The following is a 19451-nucleotide window of genomic DNA, read 5'->3' on the forward strand; positions in this document are numbered from 1 at the left end:
CCATGCCTGACGAGAAGATCGTCCTGGTCGACGGCGCCCGCACGCCGGTCGGCAGCTTCGGCGGAGTGTTCAAGGACGTGCCCGGCTTCGAGCTCGGCGCGACCGCTGCCCGCGAGGCCCTGAGCCGCGCCGGCGTCGACGGCGCCGACATCGAAGAGGTGGTGATGGGCTGCATCGGCCAGGTCGGGCCCGACGCCTACAACGCCCGCCGGGTCGCGATCACGGCCGGCCTGCCGAAGAACGTGCCCGCCTACACCGTCAACCGGTTGTGCGGCTCGGGGCTGCAGGCCATCTGGTCGGCCGCGATGGAGATGCGCTGGAACGACCTCGGCCTCACCCTGGCCGGCGGCGACGAGTCGATGACCCGCATGCCGTTCTACGACTTCGGTGCCCGCAACGGCTACAAGCTCGGCAACCGGTCGCTGGTCGACGGCACCGTGATGATGCTGACCGACCCGTTCCACGACATCCACATGGGCGTCACCGCCGAGAACGTCGCCACCAAGTACGGCGTCTCGCGCCAGGAGCAGGACGAGTTCGCCCTGCTCTCCCAGCAGCGCGCCGCCAGCGAGGCCGCCAAGGCCGCGTTCGCGGAGGAGATCACCCCGGTCGAGGTGGGTGGCCGCAAGCCGTTCACCGTCACCGAGGACCAGCACCCGAAGCCCGACACCACGCTCGAGACGCTGGCCGGACTGCGTCCTGCGTTCAGCAAGGACGGCACGGTCACGGCCGGCAACGCCTCCGGGATCAACGACGGCGGCGCGGCCGTCGTACTCGCCCGTGAGTCGGTGGCTGCCGAGCGCGGCCTGACCGGACTGGTCTCCATCGAGGCCGTCGCCACGGCGGCGATGGAGCCCGAGCTGATGGGCTACGCACCCGTGCTCGCGTTGCAGAACCTCTTCGAGAAGACCGGCACGGAGCCCTCCGACATCGGCTCGATCGAGCTCAACGAGGCGTTCGCTTCGCAGGCCGTCGCGGTGATCCGCGACGCGAAGCTCGACCCCGAGCAGGTCAACCCGTACGGCGGCGCGATCGCGCTGGGCCACCCGGTCGGCGCGACAGGGGCGATCCTGTCGCTGCGGGTGGCCAAGGACCTCGTGCGCCGCGACCTCGAGCTGGGCATCGTCACCATGTGCATCGGCGGCGGCCAGGCCCTGGCCGCCCTGTTCCGGAGGATCTGACATGAGCGACCTTGTCTCGTACGCCGTGACCGACGGTGTGGCCCGCATCGAGCTCAACCGCCCCGAGGTCTCCAACGCGGTCGACCTGCCCACCGCCCACGCACTGTCGGCGGCGATCAAGTCGGCGGCCGCTGATGATGACGTACGCGCCGTGCTTGTGACGGGTGCCGGCAAGCGGTTCTGTGCCGGTGGCGACGTGGCCTCGATGGTCGCGTCGGACGGCGACCAGGCGGCGTACCTCCTCGAGCTGGCCGGCGCACTGGACGGCGCGCTGCAGGAGCTCACCGCGCTCGAGAAGCCCGTCGTCGGCGCCGTCCAGGGTGCCGTCGCGGGAGCGGGTCTCGCGGTGATGCTCAGCTGCGACCTCGTGGTGGCCGATCCCGGCACGAAGTTCGTGACCGCCTACCCCGGTGTCGGGCTGACCCCCGACTGCGGTGTCTCGTGGCTGCTCCCCCGCGCGATCGGGCAGCAGCGCGCCCTCCACATGGCGCTGACCAACACCCCGATCACCGCCGACGTGGCCCTCGACTGGGGCCTGGTCACCGAGGTCGCCGGCGCTGACCGTGCCCTCGAGCTGGCCACGACGCTGGCGGCCGGGCCGGTCTTCGCGTTCGGCCAGGCCCGGCGACTGATCCGTGGTTCGTGGGAGTCCGACCGGGCCTCTGTCGGACGCGACGAGGCGGTCACCATCGCCAAGGCCGTCGGCACCGACGACGCCCAGCGACTGCTCGCCGCCTTCACCAAGCGCTGAGCTCGGCTGGCGCGTCCCTGACTGGGACGCCTTCGCACTTGTGCGGCGCTGTGGTCGCCTCGCCCGCGTCACGACGCGTGTGGAGCGACCGTAACCCCGCGTTGCACGAGGCGGCGCGGGTGTGTTCGGGTCAGGGCAGCGGCGGGAAGATCGGGCCGCCACCGAACATCCGCCTCGGCGACACCGGGGTCCCACCGCCGGGCTCGACGATGCCCAGCTCGGCGGCCGCCTCGGCGGTGATCACCACGCCGCCCGTGCGCCGGTGCAGGTCAGGATCCGCGGCGATCGCGGCCAGCACCCGCCCCTGCAGCTCCGGCGTCTCGGTGTCCGACACCGAGACGCCCGCGATGTTGTCGACCCCGCTGGCCAGCAGCTTCTCGGTGCGGACCAGACCGGGCCACAGCGACAACACGGTCACCCCGTGCTCGCGCAGTTCCAGTGCCGCGTCGTGGGTGAGTTTGTCCAGCCCTGCCTTGGAGATCCCGTACAGCGTGGAGTGCAGGTAGGCGCGGGTGCCGACGGAGGAGATGTTGACGACCAGCCCCGTGCGCCGGGCGATCATGAGGGGCGCGGCGACGTGGGTGGCCACGTAGTGCGCGCGCAGGCCCACGCCGATCAGCGTGTCCCAGTCGGACAGCGGCCTCTCCCAGAACTTCTCCGGCGTCACGTGGTTCATCGGCGGACCGGCCCAGGCGTTGTTCACGAGCAGGTCGAGACGTCCCGCGTGGTCGTGCACCGTCGTGACGAGTCGGCGTACGTCGTCATCGTCAGTGTGCTCGCAGGTGTGGGCGTGGCCCGTGCCTCCTACGGCGTCGACGCGGTCGACGGTGGCCTGCAGGCGCTCGCGGTCGCGGCCGGAGACGTGCACGGTCCAGCCGGACTCGGCCAGGCCCACCGCGATCCCCTGGCCCACGCCCTTGCTGCCCCCGGTGACCAGGGCGACCCGGCTCCCGCCGCTCACGAGAACGACTCCGTGACGGCGAAGCCCTCGGGCAACGGTGTGGTCAGGGTCCACAGCACCGTGACCTCGCTGCGGGCGATCCGCCACTCCCCGTCCTCGACGACGTAGCGGTCTGCGTATTCGACGGCGCTCACCGACTCGGTGCTCCGGGTCAGGTCGACCTGGCGGAAGCGCAGGGTCCAGGCACCGGTGGCCTCGTCGTCGTCGACTTCGATGTCGGCGTGCAGGGCGTGGTGCATGTCGAGGACGACGACCTTCCCGTCCACCCGCTGCAGGGCGATCCGGCGAAACACCGCCGCGATGCCGTCGGCGTCGTCGAAGCTCCCGATCCGTGGCCCGTAGTCGAGCACCGCACCGCGCTCGATGAAGCAGGCGCGGAAGTCCTCGGGACGCTTCGCGTCACAGGCGCGCAGGTAGCGATGCTTGAGTGCCTTGATCTGCTCGACCGCCTCGAGACGGGAGACACGTGCTTCCAGGTCCACGGGGACACCTGCCCTTTCGCGGGGTGGTCGGTCTCGCGCAGGAACCAACGGCCCCGAGCGTTGCTGCAAGGCAAGCACTGACCCGCCATCAGCTCGACGTCAGTCCCGCCCAGTGGGCACCGTGGTCAGGCTGGGTGCCGGAGCCGTCCGGTCCCGCAGCATCGGCAGCAGGGCGGCCAACCCCACCAGGGGCAGCAGCGCGAGCGCCACCAGGCTCCAGTCGATGCCGACCACGTCGCCGAGACCGCCGACGACCGCGGAGCCGATGGACCCGCCGACCAGGAACATCAGGGTCGCCACGCCCAGCGCCACACCGCGTACGTCGGCGTGCACGGCGTCACCGACCGCGGCACTGAGCGCGGGCTGGCCCATGCCGAACGAGGCGGTCGCCAGCATCACGGCGACCAGCAGCACCGGCGCCCACGTCTGGTGAGCACCGACCGCGGCCACCAGCATCGCGACCGAGACGATCGCCCCCGATGCGGCCAGGGTGTTCGTGGCGCCGACCCGGTTCAGCAGCGGACCGGCGAAGCGAGGGGTGATCAGGCCGACCGCAGCGCTGGGCACCATCAGCAGGCCGACCTGCCACGGCTCCCAGCCGTCGCCGACCAGCACCGCCGGGATGGCGATCAACAAGGCGAACCATGCGGCGGGGATGGCCATCGCGGCCAGCGCGCTGCGCACCACGACCGGGTTGGTGATCACCGAGGCGGGCAGGAAACCGTGTGGTCGGCGGCGGACCCGCAGCACGACGGCCGGTGTGCCCAGTGCCATCAGCAGGACGCCGGCCACCGCCACGGTCACGCCGGTCGACGGTGACTGCACCAGCAGGACGGCGCCGGCGGCGGTGGCCGCGACCAGCACGGCACCGACGATGTCGAGCCGGGCCCCGGTGCCCTCGTTGTGCAGGGCGTGCCAGAGGAACGGGATCACGAGCAGCCCGAGGATCGGCAGCGCCATCACCGCACGCCAGCCGAACTGGTGCTCGACGACGCCGCCGATGAGGGGTCCGAGGCAGCTCAGTGCCGCGGCGAAACCGGCCAGCCGGCCGAACGCCAGGCCCCGGATCTCGCCGTGGTAGCGCGCGCTCAGCACCGCGACCCCCATCGTGGGTACTGCGGCCGCGCCCGCACCCTGGAAGATGCGGGCCACCAGCAGCACCTCGAAGTTGGGGGCGAGGGCAGAGACGATCGCGCCGCTGGTCATCAGCGCCACACCGACCAGCAACGGCAGGCGTACGCCGACGAGGTCGGCCACCCGTCCGTAGACCGCGGTGGTGACCGCGAGCATCAGCGCGTAGAGCGTGATCGTCCAGGTGCTGACACCGACGCTCACGCCGAGGTCCTGGGAGATCAACGGCAGCGCGATCGCGGCCGAGGAGGAGCCCATGCCGGCGAGGCCGAAGAGGAGTCCGAGCAGTACGGACACACGTCTCGCGTCTTTGGCCATCACAACCTTCACCAACCGCCGCCCGGCACCATTCATTCCTCTCCGGCGGGGGCGGATGTCGGGCGAGGCCCCGACTCGTCACACTCAGGAGACGAAGACGACCGAGTCCTCGACCGTGGCCCGGCTGGTCCGGAAGGCGTTGACCGGGTGATCGGTGTCAGCGAAGCCGAGAGAGACCGCGCAGACCACCAGACGGTCCGCCGGCAGGTCGAGGACGTCGCGAACGGTCGGCGACTGCATGGCGATGGCAGCCTGCGGGACGGTCGCGACCCCCAGCTCGTGGGCGGCGTTGAGCAGGTTGGCGACATAGCCACCGCAGTCGACCGCCCCGTAGACACCCTGGTTGGCGTCGGTGGTGATGATCGCGACGTGGGGTGCGTCGAAGAACGTGAAGTTCTTCAGCATCTGGAGATCGCGCGCCACGCGGTCATCACGGGCGATGTCGAGGCTCTCGTAGAGCGCGTAGCCTGCCTCGCGCCGACGCTCCTGGTGGACCCCGACGTAAGCATCCGGCATCGGCAGGTCGGAGCCACCGGCTCCAGAGACCACAGCGTCGACAAGGCCCTTGGCCAACCGCTCCCTGGCCTCGCCGCTGAGCAGGTGCACCTGCCACGGCTGGGTGTTGCACCACGACGCCGTGCGTTGTGCGAGCGCGAAGATCTTGCGCAGAGTCGTCTCGGGCACCTCGTCGGTGGTGAAGGCGCGGCAACTCCAACGCTCTTCCAGAACACTGTGAAACTCCACTGTCCACTCCTGTCTCGTGTCTGGCACTCGTCTGGTGCCCGCGTGGTGCTTGGTCGACCGAGTCAGAGGCCTCACACGGTCAGCGCGCCGACGACGAGCGCGGCGAGCTCGGTGTACGCCTCCGCGTCGCTCATCTCGAGCCGCGCGAACATCTCACCACGCTGGATCTCGAACATCGTCGCGGCCACCATCTCCGCGGCGAACGCGGCGTTGACCGCGCGGAACTGGCCGGCTGCGATGCCTTCCGCGATCAGCTCGCGGATGCGGTTGGCCGCGGCGATGGTGTTGGTGCGATAGACCTCCGCAGCCGGCGCGAACGACGCCACGTCGTCCATGAAGTCGCGCGAGAGCGGGGCGAGGTAGTCGGCAACGGCGAGCAGGTAGGCCGTGACCCGATCGGCCGGCGCCTCGGCCGCCGCCACCGACTCCTCCATGCGTGGCACCGAGTTGCGGAAGTACTGCTTGACCACCTCGACCACGAGCTCCGGCTTCGAGGGCGCCAGCGCATAGAGGGTGGTCTTGGAGCACCGCATGCGCACGGCGATGTCGTCGAGGGTGAACCGCGCGAAACCCTCGCTCGTCATCAGGTCGACCAGGCGGTCGAGCAGGTCGAGCTGACGGGGCGTACGCCGACGGCCGGTGCCGCGCACCACCGCGCGGCCCGGCCCCTTCGACGTACCGGCACTCACGACTGCGACGCCGCCGCGATCTCGGAGGCCCGCTGCGACCGGAGCTGGAAGCGCTGGATCTTGCCCGACGGGGTCTTCGGGAGCTCGGCGACCAGGTGGATCTGGCGCGGGTAGGCGTGCGCCGCCAGCTTGGTCTTGACCCGCTGCTTGAGCTCGTCGACGAGTTCCGGCGTGGCCGAGGTTCCGGGGGCGAGCACGACGAACGCCTCCACGACCTCGCCGCGCAGGTCGTCGGGGACCCCGACCACGGCCGCCTCGACGACCCGCGGGTCACCGACCAGCACGCTCTCGACCTCGAACGGGCCGATCCGGTAGCCGGCCATGATGATCACGTCGTCGTCGCGCGACGAGAAGTAGACGTAGCCGTCCTCGTCCATCGAGCCGGCGTCGCCGGTGTAGTACCACCGGCCGTCGGCGCTGAACCGCTCGGCTGTCTTCTCGGGAGCGTCGACGTAGCCGGTGAACCACATCAGCGGACTGCCCTGGAGGTCGATGGCGACCCGGCCCAGCTCGCCGGCGTCGGCGGGTTCGTCGGCCTCCTCCTTGAGCACGGCGGCGTCCCACCCGGGCATGGGGCGCCCCATCGAGCCGTGGCGCAGCTCGCCGGCGACGTCCGCCTGCCAGCCGTTGACGATCGACATGCCGAGCTCGGTCTGGCCGTAGGTGTCGTGGATCGCGGCGCCGAGGACGTCGGCGCCCCAGGTGACCACGTCGGGGTTCAACGGCTCGCCGGCGCTGGAGATGCGGCGCAGGTCGAGCCCGGCCGGGGCAGGCGTCTCGGCGCTGCGCAATGACCGGAACACGGTGGGCGCGGCCGCCAGGTTCGTGACGCCGAGCGACTGGATCACCTGCCAGGTGGTCTCGGGGGTGAACTTGGCCTGTAGCAGGATGTTGCGGCGACCAGCGGCGAGCGGACCCGCGATTCCGTAGTAGAGGCCGTAGGCCCAGCCCGGGTCGGCAGCGTTCCAATAGACGTCGTCGGCGGTGACGTCGAGGCCGTACTCCAGGTAGACCACGAACGTCGCCAGCGCCTTGACCGGGATCGGCACGCCCTTGGGGGTTCCTGTGGTGCCCGAGGTGAAGAGCCGCACGAACTCGGCGCTCCCGGCAACGGCCACGTTCGGGGCGGCAGCCGGGTCGGCCTCGGCGAGTACGGCGGTCAGCGAGAGGTCGCCCGACGCGACCCGGTCGCCGGCCACGATGACCTGCCGGGCCGGGTCCTCGGGGAGGTCCTCGCCGGGCTCGAGCTTGGCGCGCTGGTCGGCGTCGCAGACGACGTACTTCGCATCGCTGCCGTCCAGGCGCAGCGCGATCGCCGGCGTCGCGAAGGCGGTGAACAGCGGCACGTGCACCGCCCCGGCGCGCCAGATGCCGAGGATGACGGTGACCAGGTCTGCCGACTTGCCCATCAGGGTGGCCACCCGGTCGCCGGGCTCCACACCCTGGTCGGCGAGGTAGGCGGCGAAGCGGCGCGAGCTCTCGGCCAGGTCGCCGTACGTCAGGTCGAGTGTGGTCAGGTCGGGCTGGACGACGGTGAACGCGACGGCGTCGACCGGGTGGCCGTCGCAGAGGAGTTCACCGAGGTTCACCTCCGGTGCGTCGAAGGTGTCCAGCAGTTGTGCCACGCGGGCCTCGGGGGTCATCTGTTCTGCCTTTCGGATGCGCTCGGGGTCACTCCGTCGTGACAAGATCGTACTCGTATTAGTACGCTAGGTTCAGCCACAGTATCAATATCGCATGACCCAAGCCACAGGAGTGACCATGCCCGCCAGCCGCGTGCTGCCCACGTCCGAAGCCGCCGACCTGCTCAAACTGGTCCGCGACCTGGCCACCAAGGAGCTGCTCCCCCGCGCCGCGCAGGACGAGGCGACCGAGACCTTCCCGCGCGACGTCTTCAAGTTGCTCGGTCGCGCCGGCCTGCTCGGACTCCCCTACTCCGAGGAGTACGGCGGCGGAGGCCAGCCCTACGAGGTCTACCTCCAGGTGCTCGAGGAGATCGCCTCGGTCTGGTCGAGCGTCGGCGTCGGCGTCTCGGTGCACGCGCTCAGCTGCTTCGGCCTCCACGAGCACGGCACCGAGGAGCAGAAGCAGGCGTGGCTGCCCGACATGCTCGGCGGCGAGCTGCTCGGCGCCTACTGCCTCAGCGAGGCGCACGCCGGTTCCGACCCGGCCGCAATGAAGACGTCGGCCCGCCGCGACGGAGACGACTACGTGCTCAACGGCGCGAAGGCGTGGACCACCCACGGCGGCAACGCCGACTTCTACAAGGTGATGGCCCGTACGTCGGACGACCGCAACGGCATCTCCTGCTTCCTGATCCCGGCCGACACCCCGGGCTTCGAGGCCGACCCGCCCGAGAAGAAGATGGGCCTGACCGGCTCCTCGACGACCACGATGCGCCTGAACGACGTACGCATCCCGGCGTCGCGACTTCTCGGCAACGAGGGCGACGGGCTCAAGATCGCGCTGGCCGGGCTCGACTCCGGCCGCCTCGGCATCGCCGCGGTCGCCACCGGCCTCGCCCAGGGAGCGCTCGACCACGCCGTCGCCTACGCCAAGGAGCGCGAGACGTTCGGCAAGAAGATCATCGACCACCAGGGGCTGGCGTTCGTGCTGGCCGACATGGAGGCGGCGATCCAGTCGGCCCGCGCGATGGTGCTGCACGCCGCACGCCTCAAGGACCGGGGGCTGCCGTTCAGCCGCGAGGCGTCGATCGCGAAGATGGTGGCCACGGACAACGCCATGAAGGTCACCACCGACGCCGTCCAGGTGCTCGGCGGCTACGGCTACACCCGCGACTTCCCGGTCGAGCGCTTCATGCGCGAGGCCAAGGTCATGCAGATCTTCGAAGGCACGAACCAGATCCAGCGCATGGTGATCAGCCGCGCGCTGGCCAAGGACAACAACGGAACCATCAAGGAGAGCAACTGATGCAGGTCGAGAACACCGCGGCGATCGTCACCGGCGGAGCGTCGGGTCTGGGTGCGGCGACCGCCGCCGCCCTCGCCGGTCGCGGAGCCACCGTCTACGCCTTCGACCTCCCCTCGGCGATCGACGGCGCGCCCGCCGTCGACGGCGTGCACTACGTCGGCGTCGACGTGACCGACCCGGAGCAGGTCCAGGAGGCGGTCGACCAGGCCGCCGCCGACCCGACCACTCCCCTGCGCGTCGTCGTCAACTGCGCCGGCATCGGTCCCTCGGCGCGCATCCTGTCGAAGAAGGGCGTCCACGACCTCGCGCTCTACGCCAAGATCGTGCAGATCAACCTGATCGGCTCGTTCAACGTGCTGGCGCTGGCGTCCGAGAAGATCGCGGCCACCGAGCCGCTCGAGAACAACGCCCGCGGCATCATCATCAACACCGCCTCCATCGCCGCCTTCGAGGGACAGATCGGCCAGGCGGCGTACGCCTCGTCGAAGGGCGGCATCGTCGGCCTGAACCTGCCGGCCGCCCGCGACCTCGCGCAGCACGGCATCCGTGTCAACACGATCGCCCCCGGCATCGTCGAGACGCCGATGCTGGCCACGGTCTCGGAGGAGTTCCGGGCCGGCCTCGCTGCCGGCGTACCGTTCCCGCAGCGCCTCGCCAAGCCGTCGGAGTACGCCGACCTCGCGCTGTTCCTGGTCGACCACGACTACCTGAACGGCGAGGTGTTCCGCATGGACGGCGCCCTCCGCATGGCCCCCCGCTGACAGTTCCCGCTCGTCGTGTCGTTCACGCCGCGGGCCGTCCGGGAACCCACCGGTGCAGACTTCGGCTCAGCATGACCGCTCGACTGTTCAGGTGAACATACAGTTCGCTGTCCCGGCCCCGGATCCACGCTCACCAGCGTGGATCCGGGGCCGAACTGCGTGCTCAAATGAACGGCGCTCCGCCAGTGGCGGCGAGGCACGAGCAGGCTAGGCGAGTCTTGACCAGCAGGTGCAAGGCTTCGCGGACCCGTTCGGGCGCGTGCATCACGTCCTCCCAGAGGAACCGCGCAACCACCCATTGCTGCGTCGCGAGCCACGTGTAGCGGCGCACGTCCGCGCGGAACAGCTCCTTGCTCCCGTGGAAGGCGTAGGACTCGGCCTCGATCACCAGCCGGAGCCGGCGGTCGGCCAGATCGACGCGGTGAGGCCCGATCTCCACCTGCGGCTCTGCACAGAGTCCGGTCACTTGTGCGGCGATCACGCGAAGACAGCTCTCGAACGGGTTGGCGGCGCGGCCATCGGCGAACTCGACGACCGCCATCGCTCGTGAGCGACCAGTCCTCGGCAGCGACACGACAACAGCTCGGAGGTCCTCCTTCGTCACCAGCCTGCTGCGCAGAGCGGAGTCCGCGACACACACCGCCTCGTCGAACGGGAGCCAGCGCGCGCAGTCGGCCACTGTCCGGGCGAGTGAGGTCACGCCTTGGAAGACGTGGCCGGCAGGCAGGGTGTCGCGATGAAGCTGGACACCCTCGCGGCGCGATGCGTCGACCCGGCGACTGCGAGGCACGGTCACCGTCGGATGCTCCGGTTCCTTCTTCATCTTGAGGCCCCAGTGCAGGGCAGCACTCAGGCCAGAGACGACTCCGCAGAGTTCCCCGGCCGCGCGACGATGATCGTCCGTCGGCAGTGCATAGCTCCCGTGCCTGTGCTTGACGATCACGCCCAGCTGCAGTGCCTTGTCGAGGCCTCGACGGTTGGTCAGGCCCTTGAGCTCTGCCCACGTCGCGCTGCCGCCACAGCGGTGCAGAGCGGTCAGAGCGTCCATGGACCCAGTCTTCTTCGCATGGCGCGGCGGCGCATCTCGCTGTCCACAGGCTCTGTGCTCGGAGGCCTGTGGAGTCAGCGTGCGTGCAGATGGACCTGCAGTTCGCGGCGCCGCCTGTCGATGCACGCTCGACTGCCGGGCGACCGGTCCGAACTGTATGTCGAACTGAACATCTCGCGCTGGGTTGTCGCGTGGTACGGCGGTGTACGGCGGTGTGCGGATCCGTGCGCGTGTCGCCGGAGGCAGCTGCGCCGTGTGACGCGCAGATCAGCGGGCGATGAAGAGGATCTCCTCGCGCCCGTAGGTCATGCCGGGGTGCTCGGCCGCGAGGTGGGCCTGTGTCTTCTCGACCAGGTCGTCCTCGTCGGTCCCCTTGATGTGCGCCCCACAGGGGCAGTGCAGCTGCGTCTTCATGGTCGTCACCCTACGACCGGTCAGTGCAGGAGCGCCGCGAAGCGACGGTTCATGTCGGCCACGGCGGCGTCGGCGGCCGGCGAGAACGCGGGCATGTCGACGAAGCCGTGGATCAGGCCGTCGTAGGTCACCGAGTCCACGGGTACGCCGGACGCAGCCAGTGCGTCGGCGTACGCCCGGCCCTCGTCGCGCAGCGGGTCGAACTCTGCGGTGACCACGATGGCCGGCGCCAGCTCGGGGCGTACGCCGTGCAGGGGCGAGAGGCGGGCGTCGTCGGGTGCGGCGGCGGACTGCAGGTAGTGGCCCAGGAACCACTCCATCAAGGGCAGCTCGAGGAAGTAGCCGGTGCCGTTGGACTCGCGTGAGGCGTAGTCGCCGAACACGTCGACGGCCGGGTAGATCAACAGCTGGGCAGCGACCCCCGGCACCTGCTGGGCGACGACGGCGGAGAGGTTGCCGCCGGCGCTGTCGCCCGCGACTGCCCAGACGTCGGAGCCGCCGTAGGCCGCGAGGTCCTCGCTGATCGCCGTGGCTGCCGCGAGCGCGTCGTCGACCGCGGCCGGGAAGGCATGTTCAGGTGCCATGCGGTAGTCGACCGAGACGACCACGGACGACGTGTCGCGGCACAGCCGGCGGCAGGTGTTGTCGTGGGTCTCGAGGTCGCCGACCACCCAGCCGCCGCCGTGGAAGAACACGATGGTGGGCACCGGGCCGTCGACCGCCGGACGGTAGACCCGGGCCGCGAGTCCGGCGACCGAGGTGTCGACGACCGATCCGACCTCGATCCGGCCCGACTGCGCGACCGCGATCTGGGCCAGGCCGGCGAAGGCCTTGCGCGCATCGTCGGGCGACGACTCGTGCATCGGCGGGTTCCCCGACGATTCGATGAATTGGAGCAGGGCCGAGATTCCTGGGTCCAGGGGCATGTCCGCGACGATATCGGTGCGCCGTGCCGAACTCCGGCAGTTCCCGCGGTGGGTCGCCTCAGCGGGCCAGGAAGACGCGCAGGCCGTTGGTCAGCCCGGCGGCGTACGACGACCGCCCGCGCGGCGTGGTCATCCGGCGGGCGTCGGCGGCCGAACGCATGTTGCCCAGCTCGACCATCACCGCGGGCATCGCGGAGAGGTTCAACGTGCCGAGGTCGCCGCGCACGTCGAGGCCGTCGCCGCCGGCGATGTAGCCGGCGTACGGCAGTCGGCGCGCGTGCAGTCCGGCGCGAACGTCGAGCGCCAGCCGACGCGCTGCGCGGTCACGGGGCGGCGTGATCACGTGGAAGCCCGGGCCGCCGGCGTACGACCCGTCGCCGTGGAGGCTGATCTTGACGTCGGCCCCGAGCGCGTTGCCGCGGCGGCCGCGGACGTCGACGCACGGCCCCCAACGATCGAGGCGGTTCGACGTGCGGGTCAGCACGACCTTCGCGCCCAGGCCGGTCAGTCGGGACTGGAGGAGGCGGGCGACCTGCCAGGTGAAGGTCGCCTCGGGGTAGCCGTTGTTCGTCGAGGCCCCCGTGGTGTTGCAGGGTTTGCGGAAGCCGCCGGCCGGCACGAGGCGGTTGATCTCGCTGGGGAAACGCGCGTTGCCGAGCTGGTGCCCGGGGTCGATCACGATCACCTTGCCGGCCAAGGGCTTGGGAGCGGCGGGGGCCCGGACGGCGGCCGGGTGGGTCGGCGCCTCCACCGGCGGCACCGGCAGCAGGGCTCCCGCACAGGCCGCGGCGGCGACCACGAGCGCAACAAGACCGGACCGGAGCATGGCCGCCAGCCTACGTGGCCGCGTGGTTGCGAGACGGGTTGCGGAGCAGCAGGCCCGCGACCGCGTCGACTGACGAAATGGCGTACCCGCGAGTAGGTCGGGGAACCCCCGAATGGCCGTCACCTCGGCGTGCTGGCGTCGTTGGGCAGGACAGCGGTCACCTGCCGGCCGCACTGGTCGACAGCGGCCACTCGCGAGACAACGGGGACCTGTGTGAGCAACGACGTGGAACTGGACGGACCGGAGGTCGGCACCGTCGACACTGCACCGACGTCCGGCGAGCGAGTCCTGGTCCGGCGGCGTCGGCGCCGCAGCTGGATCAAGCGGCGCTGCGCATGGTTCCGCAGGCACAAGGCGATCACCACGCTCGTCGTGATCGCCCTCGTGCTGCTGGCGATCCTGATCGGCTGGCTGCTCTACCTGAACTCGAAGCTCGGCGACGTACGCCGGTTCGAAACCGACCTCGGCGACAACCGCCCGCCGCAAGGCCAGGGCACGGACATCTTGCTGATGGGAGTCGACGACCTCGACGGCTCTCGCGAGGTCGGCGACAGCGTCTACGAGATGCTCGAGGCCGGCACCTGGAAGCCGGGCACCGCCCGCAGCGACACGATGATGGTGCTGCACATCGAGGCCGACCACCGGGCCGCCCAGCTGGTCTCGATCCCGCGCGACTCGTACGTCGCCATCCCGGGCCACGGCCGGTCGAAGATCAACGCGGCGTTCTCCTGGGGCGGGCCCGACCTGGCCGCGCGCACGGTCGAACAGACCATGGGCATCCGCATCGACCACCTCGTGATCGTCGACTTCGACGGCTTCAAGGACGTCACCGGGGCCCTTGGTGGCGTCAACGTCTTCGTGCCCAGGACGGTGAGCGATCCCCGGTCCGGCACGGTCGACTGGGAACGAGGCTTCCACCACCTCGAGGGTGACGAGGCGCTGCACTACGTGCGCACCCGCTACAGCCTGCCGAACGGCGACTTCGGCCGCATCCAGCGCCAGCAGAACTTCCTCCGCACGGTGCTGGAGAAACTGACCACGCGTGGCGTGATGTTCAACCCGGTGCGCCTCACCAGGCTGGCGCGGAACCTCTCGAGCCTGGTGATGGTCGACGACAGCCTGACCAGCGCGAAGATCCGCGACCTCGCCCTGGCGAACAGGCACCTGCGCAGCGGGTCGTTCCGCTTCCTCACCCTGCCCAACTCGGGCAGCGGCATGGTCGGCGACGCGAGCGTCGTGAAGGTCAAGCCGCGCCAGGCCCGCGCCATGTTCGAGGCGATCTCGAAGGACCAGTTCGAGTCGTGGTACGCCCATCACCCGGTCAGCGAGCTGCCTGCCGGCAACGAGGTGCCGTGACGTCAGTCGAGCAGGCCGAGCAGGTACTCGCCGTACCCGCTCTTCGACAGCGGCTCGGCCACTCGCCGCAGGTCGTCGTCGCTGAGCCAACCCTGACGCCAGGCGACCTCCTCGGGCGCGCCGATCTTCATGCCCTGGCGGCTCTCGATGGTGCGCACGAAGTTGCTGGCGTCGTTGAGGGAGTCGAACGTGCCGGTGTCGAGCCACGCCGTGCCGCGCGGCAGCACGGTCACCTGCAGCTTGCCCTCGTCGAGGTAGAGCCGGTTCAGGTCGGTGATCTCCAGCTCGCCGCGCGCCGACGGCTCGAGCGTGGCGGCCCGCGCCAGCACGGAGTTGTCGTAGAAGTAGAGACCCGGAACGGCGTACGACGAACGCGGCGTGGCCGGCTTCTCCTCCAGCGACAGTGCGCGTCCTTCGTCGTCGAACTCCACCACGCCGTACGCCGTCGGGTCGGCCACCTGGTAGCCGAAGATGGCCGCACCGTCGAGATCGGCGAAGCGGGTCAGCTGGTTGCCCAGGCCGTGGCCGTAGAAGACGTTGTCGCCCAGCACCAGCGCGACCGACTCGTCGGCGACGTGGTCGGCGCCGATCAGGAAGGCCTGGGCCAGACCGTCGGGCGAGGGCTGCACGGCGTAGGTCAGCGAGACGCCCAGCTGCGACCCGTCACCGAGGAGTCGCCGGAACGCCTCGGCCTCGTGAGGGGTGGTGATCACCAGCACCTCGTGGATGCCGGCCAGCATCAGCGTGGAGAGCGGGTAGTAGATCATCGGCTTGTCGTAGACCGGCACCAGCTGCTTGCTGATGCCCTGCGTGATCGGGTGCAGCCGGGTGCCGGTGCCACCGGCCAGGATGATTCCACGCATGGCGGTCAGCATAGGGGCGAACGCGTGAATAGGGTGGCCGCATGAGACTGCTCGTGACCGGTGGCGCCGGGTTCATCGGCTCCAACTTCGTGCACCACGTCATCACGCACACCGACCACCACGTGAAGGTGCTCGACAAGCTGACCTACGCCGCCTCCCGCGAGGCACTGGCCGGGCTGCCCGTGGAGCTGGTGGTCGGCGACGTCGCCGACGCATCCACGGTCGACGCACTGGTGGCGGAGACCGACGCGGTCGTGCACTTCGCCGCCGAGTCCCACAACGACAACTCGCTCGACGACCCGTCGCCGTTCATCCGCACGAACCTCCTCGGCACGTTCGCGATCCTCGAGGCGGTGCGGAAGCACGACGTACACCTGCACCACGTCTCGACCGACGAGGTGTACGGCGACCTCGCCCTCGACGACCCCAAGCGGTTCACCGAGGACACCCCCTACGCGCCGTCGTCGCCGTACTCCGCGTCGAAGGCCGGGTCCGACCACCTCGTCCGTGCGTGGGTGCGCAGCTTCGGGGTGCGCGCGACGGTCAGCAACTGCTCCAACAACTACGGCCCGTGGCAGCACGTCGAGAAGTTCATCCCGCGGCAGATCACCAATGTCATCGACGGCATCCGGCCGCGGGTGTACGGCGACGGGCTCAATGTGCGCGACTGGATCCACGCCGACGACCACTCGTCCGCGGTGCTGCGGATCCTCGATGCGGGCCGGATCGGCGAGACCTACCTGATCGGTGCCGACGGCGAGAGGAACAACCTCGAGGTGGTGCGGCTGATCCTCACGCTGATGGACCAACCGGCCGACGCGTTCGACCAGGTGACCGACCGGGCCGGACACGACCGGCGCTACGCGATCGAGTCCGGCAAGCTCCGGGCCGAGCTCGGGTGGGCGCCGCGCTTCGAGGACTTCGAGCAGGGCCTGGCCGACACGATCGAGTGGTACCGCACCCACGAGGAGTGGTGGCGTCCGCACAAGGCCGCCACCGAGTCGTCGTACGCCGCGAAGGGCATGTGATGGGCGGTCCCTCCCTGGAGGTCGAGGCCACCCCGATCCCCGGCCTGCTGGTCGTCCGCCTGCCGGTGATGGCCGACAGCCGCGGCTGGTTCAAGGAGAACTGGCAGCGCGAGAAGATGACCGCGCTCGGGCTGCCCGACTTCGGACCGGTGCAGAACAACGTCTCGTTCAACACGCGCCGCGGCACCACCCGCGGCGTGCACGCCGAACCCTGGGACAAGTTCGTCTCGGTGACGAACGGCCGCGTGTTCGGTGCCTGGGTCGACATGCGTGAGGGCCCGAGCTTCGCGGCGTCGTACTCGATCGAGATCGACCCGTCGGTGGCGGTGTTCGTGCCGCGCGGCGTGGGCAACAGCTACCAGACGCTCGAGGACGCGACCACCTACAGCTATCTCGTCAACGAGCACTGGCGGCCGGGCGCGGCGTACCCGGCACTCGACCTGGCCGATCCGACGGTGGCGATCCCGTGGCCGATTCCGCTCGCGGAGGCGGAGATCTCGGAGAAGGACCGGCACAACCCGCGCCTCGACGAGGTCGCCGCGATGGCGCCGCGGCGTCCACTCGTCATCGGCGCCCACGGACAGCTCGGCCGCGCCCTCGTCGCCGAGTTCCCGGACGCCCGTGCCGTCGACGCGGACGAGCTCGACATCACCGACGCCGAGGCACTGCGAGCCTGGCCGTGGCACGAGCACGACGTGGTGCTCAACGCCGCGGCCCACACCGCCGTTGATGCCGCGGAGACCGAGCGCGCGGAGGCGTGGGCGGCCAACGCCGCAGGTCCTTCACTGCTGGCGGCGATCGCCCGCGAGCACCGGCTCACCCTGGTGCACTGGTCCAGCGACTACGTCTTCGACGGCACGGCCGAGTCCTACGACGAGGACGACGCGGTCTGCCCCCTGGGCGTCTACGGGCAGTCGAAGGCGGCCGGCGACCTGGCCGTGGCGACGGCCCCCCGGCACTACCTGGTCCGTACGTCGTGGGTGATCGGCGACGGCCACAACTTCGTCGCGACGATGGCGCGACTGGCCCGCGACGGGGTGTCGCCCGGCGTGGTCGACGACCAGGTCGGCCGGTTGACGTTCACCACCGAGCTGGCCCGCGCCGTACGACACCTGCTCACCACGCGCGCGCCGTACGGCATCTACAACGTGACAGGCGGCGGCCCCGCGACGAGCTGGGCCGACGTGGCCGCCGAGGTGTTCGAGCAGTGCGGGCGCTCCCGCGGCGACATCACCCGGCTCACGACGCAGGAGTACGCCGCCGGCAAGGCGCTGGCACCACGTCCGGCGCGTGGTGTGCTGTCGACCGGGAAGATCGAGGCCACCGGCTTCATCCCCGAGGACGCGATGACGACCCTGCGCCGCCACGTGGCGGGCTGAGCGAAGGGGCCGGCGGCAGGCGCCGGCCGCAGAGTCAGCGGCGGGTGAGCTCCTGGACCGCCGGGCGTACGTCGACGAGATAGACGATCGCGGCGATCGAGCCGATGAGGTGCAGCAGGTTCAGCGGCGAGGAGTCGATCAGCAGCAGCTGTGCGGCCAGGGCAACGCCGAGGATGCCGACCCACGCGGGCTTGGTCAGCTTGTTGGCCGCGTGGTAGGCCTCCGCGGGCCAGAGCAGCGCGTTGACGAACGCGAAGACCTTGACGGCGATCGCGATGAAGACCACGGCAAGCATGACGTAGCCCTCGACGGCAAAGATGTTCAGCACGCCCCAAAGCCTACCGGGGACATTCCCGGAGGCGGATTCCGCGCGAGATCGCGTGCCGCGGCGCGCGACCTTTCGGCACTGGGGACTCGGGCCCGATCGCCCCAGAACGTGCACAACCCCGGACCGCATACGTCCGGGGTTGTGCACGCCCCCGAGTTCGGGGCAATGAAGTCAGAACAGCGTCAGCTGTTCCGATTCAGCCTCAGTCCTTCAGGCCTGCTCGGCCGCCGGCGCCTTCTTGGCGGCCGGGGCCTTCTTGGCCGGAGCCTTCTTGGCGGCGGGCGCCTTCTTGGCGGCCGGGGCCTTCTTGGCCGGAGCCTTCTTCGCGGCCGGCTTGGCGGTGCCGGTGGTCGACTTCGCCGAGGCGGAGACGGTGGTCTTCGTCTGCTTGGCGTCGACGTCCAGCTTCAGCTCGACCTTGCGGAGCTTGGCAACGGCCTTCTCGCCGCGCTTGGCGAGCTCGGTGTAGGTGTCGGTCGCCTCGCTGACCGCGTCGGCGACGAAGTTCTGCGCCTTGGCGGGGAACGCCTTGGCCTCGGCCTGGAGCTCGTTGACCTGGGCCACGAAACGGGCCTGGGCCTTCTTCGCCTCGGCCTGCAGCTCGGCGAGCTTCGCCTCCAGCTTGGCCTGGGCGTCCTTGGCTTCCTTGGTCACCGTCTCGACGCGGGCCGACACGACGGTCTGGGCCTGCTTGTTGAGGTTCTTGGGCTCGAACTCGAAGCCGGCAACCTTCTTCTGCACGTCGGCGACCTTGGCCTGCACGTCGGCGGCGTACTGGCGGGCGTACTCGACGGTGAGGTCGGTGGCGCCGACGGTGGCGTAGAACGGGCGAGCCGCTTCGGTCTTGATGTCGAACTTGGCCTTGGCCATGTCGATCTCCTTGGTTTGTACGTCGCGATCCCGGGGACCGCTCCGAGTGGGATGGTCAGCTGTCGGTCGGCTCGTCGTCCGTGGCGTTGAGCGCCAGGAACGAGGAGTAGACGTCGAGCAGGGACTGCTTCTGACGCTCGGTGAGCGCAGGATCGGCCAGGACGGCCAGCTCGACGGAACCGCCCGCGGTGTCCTCGGGGCTGAGGATGCCGGCACGGATGTAGAGCTGCTCCGCGGAGATGCGGAGCGCCTTGGCGATCTGCTGGAGAACGTCGGCGGAGGGCTTGCGCAGACCACGTTCGATCTGGCTGAGGTACGGGTTCGACACGCCGGCCTGCTCGGCGAGCTGCCTCAACGAGAGCTTCGCAGTGGTGCGCTGCTCCTTGAGGTAGTCACCGAGTGACTCGACGGTCTTGCCGACCACGCCCTTTGCCATGGCTCCATCGTGCTAACAAAAGTTAGCA

The 19451-nt window shown here is 70.1% G+C and carries 21 protein-coding genes; 7 read left to right on the forward strand and 14 right to left on the reverse strand.

The window, feature by feature from the left end:
* The first annotated feature begins 2 nt into the window (after window positions 1–2).
* Both ASH02_RS14350 and ASH02_RS14355 read left to right on the forward strand, forming a co-directional pair.
* On the forward strand, window positions 3–1181 hold the full coding sequence (locus tag ASH02_RS14350) for a thiolase family protein (RefSeq protein ID WP_057294966.1): 1179 nt from the start codon (window positions 3–5) through the stop codon (window positions 1179–1181).
* Between the two features lies 1 nt (window position 1182).
* Window positions 1183–1932: an enoyl-CoA hydratase/isomerase family protein gene (locus ASH02_RS14355; RefSeq protein ID WP_056688029.1), complete on the forward strand. Its 750-nt coding sequence runs from the start codon at window positions 1183–1185 to the stop codon at window positions 1930–1932.
* Window positions 1933–2062: 130 nt separating this feature from the next.
* On the opposite strand, the gene ASH02_RS14360 is transcribed toward ASH02_RS14355, so the two are convergent.
* From ASH02_RS14360 to ASH02_RS14385, 6 genes are all read right to left on the reverse strand, one after another.
* Complete coding sequence (locus tag ASH02_RS14360) at window positions 2063–2893, reverse strand: SDR family NAD(P)-dependent oxidoreductase (protein ID WP_057294967.1); 831 nt, start codon at window positions 2891–2893, stop codon at window positions 2063–2065.
* Window positions 2890–3375 (reverse strand): nuclear transport factor 2 family protein, encoded by a 486-nt coding sequence (locus ASH02_RS14365; protein ID WP_056688023.1) that lies wholly within the window; start codon window positions 3373–3375, stop codon window positions 2890–2892. The genes ASH02_RS14360 and ASH02_RS14365 overlap by 4 nt, the downstream gene beginning before the upstream one ends.
* A 99-nt stretch (window positions 3376–3474) precedes the next feature.
* Window positions 3475–4824, reverse strand: coding sequence for an MFS transporter (locus ASH02_RS14370; protein ID WP_162262592.1), 1350 nt, complete (start codon window positions 4822–4824; stop codon window positions 3475–3477).
* An 84-nt stretch (window positions 4825–4908) separates the two neighbouring features.
* A complete protein-coding gene (locus ASH02_RS14375) occupies window positions 4909–5643 on the reverse strand; it encodes a nitroreductase (protein WP_082620898.1) in 735 nt (244 codons plus the stop codon).
* Complete coding sequence (locus ASH02_RS14380) at window positions 5640–6257, reverse strand: TetR/AcrR family transcriptional regulator (RefSeq protein WP_235529959.1); 618 nt, start codon at window positions 6255–6257, stop codon at window positions 5640–5642. The genes ASH02_RS14375 and ASH02_RS14380 overlap by 4 nt, the downstream gene beginning before the upstream one ends.
* The gene (locus tag ASH02_RS14385) at window positions 6254–7900 is read right to left on the reverse strand and encodes an AMP-binding protein (RefSeq protein ID WP_057294970.1); all 1647 of its coding nucleotides are present in this window, start codon (window positions 7898–7900) and stop codon (window positions 6254–6256) included. Before ASH02_RS14385 ends, ASH02_RS14380 begins: the two co-directional genes overlap by 4 nt.
* 118 nt (window positions 7901–8018) lie before the next feature.
* On the opposite strand from ASH02_RS14385, the gene ASH02_RS14390 reads away from it, so the two are divergent.
* The gene (locus ASH02_RS14390) at window positions 8019–9188 is read left to right on the forward strand and encodes an acyl-CoA dehydrogenase family protein (protein ID WP_057294971.1); all 1170 of its coding nucleotides are present in this window, start codon (window positions 8019–8021) and stop codon (window positions 9186–9188) included.
* Window positions 9188–9949: an SDR family NAD(P)-dependent oxidoreductase gene (locus ASH02_RS14395; RefSeq protein ID WP_056688005.1), complete on the forward strand. Its 762-nt coding sequence runs from the start codon at window positions 9188–9190 to the stop codon at window positions 9947–9949. Before ASH02_RS14390 ends, ASH02_RS14395 begins: the two co-directional genes overlap by 1 nt.
* 163 nt (window positions 9950–10112) lie before the next feature.
* Here ASH02_RS14395 and ASH02_RS14400 read toward each other — a convergent pair whose 3' ends face one another.
* The 4 genes from ASH02_RS14400 to ASH02_RS14410 all read right to left on the reverse strand — a co-directional run bounded on the left by ASH02_RS14400 (window position 10113) and on the right by ASH02_RS14410 (window position 13163).
* Window positions 10113–10997, reverse strand: a complete 885-nt coding sequence (locus ASH02_RS14400; protein ID WP_056688002.1) for a DUF559 domain-containing protein — start codon at window positions 10995–10997, stop codon at window positions 10113–10115.
* 267 nt (window positions 10998–11264) lie between these two features.
* Window positions 11265–11411: a DUF1059 domain-containing protein gene (locus ASH02_RS25665; protein WP_082564138.1), complete on the reverse strand. Its 147-nt coding sequence runs from the start codon at window positions 11409–11411 to the stop codon at window positions 11265–11267.
* A gap of 20 nt (window positions 11412–11431) precedes the next feature.
* A complete protein-coding gene (locus tag ASH02_RS14405) occupies window positions 11432–12337 on the reverse strand; it encodes an alpha/beta hydrolase (protein ID WP_057294972.1) in 906 nt (301 codons plus the stop codon).
* A 58-nt stretch (window positions 12338–12395) separates the two neighbouring features.
* The gene (locus tag ASH02_RS14410) at window positions 12396–13163 is read right to left on the reverse strand and encodes an N-acetylmuramoyl-L-alanine amidase (protein ID WP_082620899.1); all 768 of its coding nucleotides are present in this window, start codon (window positions 13161–13163) and stop codon (window positions 12396–12398) included.
* A 213-nt stretch (window positions 13164–13376) separates the two neighbouring features.
* Here ASH02_RS14410 and ASH02_RS14415 point away from each other — a divergent pair, with 213 nt between their 5' ends.
* The gene (locus tag ASH02_RS14415) at window positions 13377–14519 is read left to right on the forward strand and encodes an LCP family protein (protein ID WP_057294974.1); all 1143 of its coding nucleotides are present in this window, start codon (window positions 13377–13379) and stop codon (window positions 14517–14519) included.
* 2 nt (window positions 14520–14521) lie between these two features.
* Here the strand turns inward: ASH02_RS14415 and rfbA are convergent, their stop codons facing one another.
* Complete coding sequence (gene rfbA / locus ASH02_RS14420) at window positions 14522–15382, reverse strand: glucose-1-phosphate thymidylyltransferase RfbA (RefSeq protein WP_056890562.1); 861 nt, start codon at window positions 15380–15382, stop codon at window positions 14522–14524.
* Between the two features lie 41 nt (window positions 15383–15423).
* Between rfbA and rfbB the strand changes: the two genes are divergently transcribed.
* Entirely contained in the window at window positions 15424–16410 is a 987-nt protein-coding gene (gene rfbB, locus ASH02_RS14425) for a dTDP-glucose 4,6-dehydratase (protein WP_057294975.1), read from the forward strand.
* A complete protein-coding gene (locus ASH02_RS14430; RefSeq protein ID WP_057294976.1) occupies window positions 16410–17789 on the forward strand; it encodes a sugar nucleotide-binding protein in 1380 nt (459 codons plus the stop codon). The genes rfbB and ASH02_RS14430 overlap by 1 nt, the downstream gene beginning before the upstream one ends.
* Window positions 17790–17823: 34 nt before the next feature.
* Here the strand turns inward: ASH02_RS14430 and ASH02_RS26125 are convergent, their stop codons facing one another.
* From ASH02_RS26125 to ASH02_RS14445, 3 genes are all read right to left on the reverse strand, one after another.
* A complete protein-coding gene (locus ASH02_RS26125; RefSeq protein WP_056687985.1) occupies window positions 17824–18117 on the reverse strand; it encodes a DUF2516 family protein in 294 nt (97 codons plus the stop codon).
* 210 nt (window positions 18118–18327) lie between these two features.
* Entirely contained in the window at window positions 18328–18987 is a 660-nt protein-coding gene (locus ASH02_RS26670) for a hypothetical protein (RefSeq protein WP_056687983.1), read from the reverse strand.
* A 55-nt stretch (window positions 18988–19042) separates the two neighbouring features.
* A complete protein-coding gene (locus ASH02_RS14445) occupies window positions 19043–19423 on the reverse strand; it encodes a helix-turn-helix domain-containing protein (RefSeq protein ID WP_056687980.1) in 381 nt (126 codons plus the stop codon).
* Window positions 19424–19451: the final 28 nt, after the last annotated feature.

The organism is Nocardioides sp. Soil796 (assembly GCF_001429525.1).
Taxonomy (GTDB): Bacteria; Actinomycetota; Actinomycetes; order Propionibacteriales; family Nocardioidaceae; genus Nocardioides.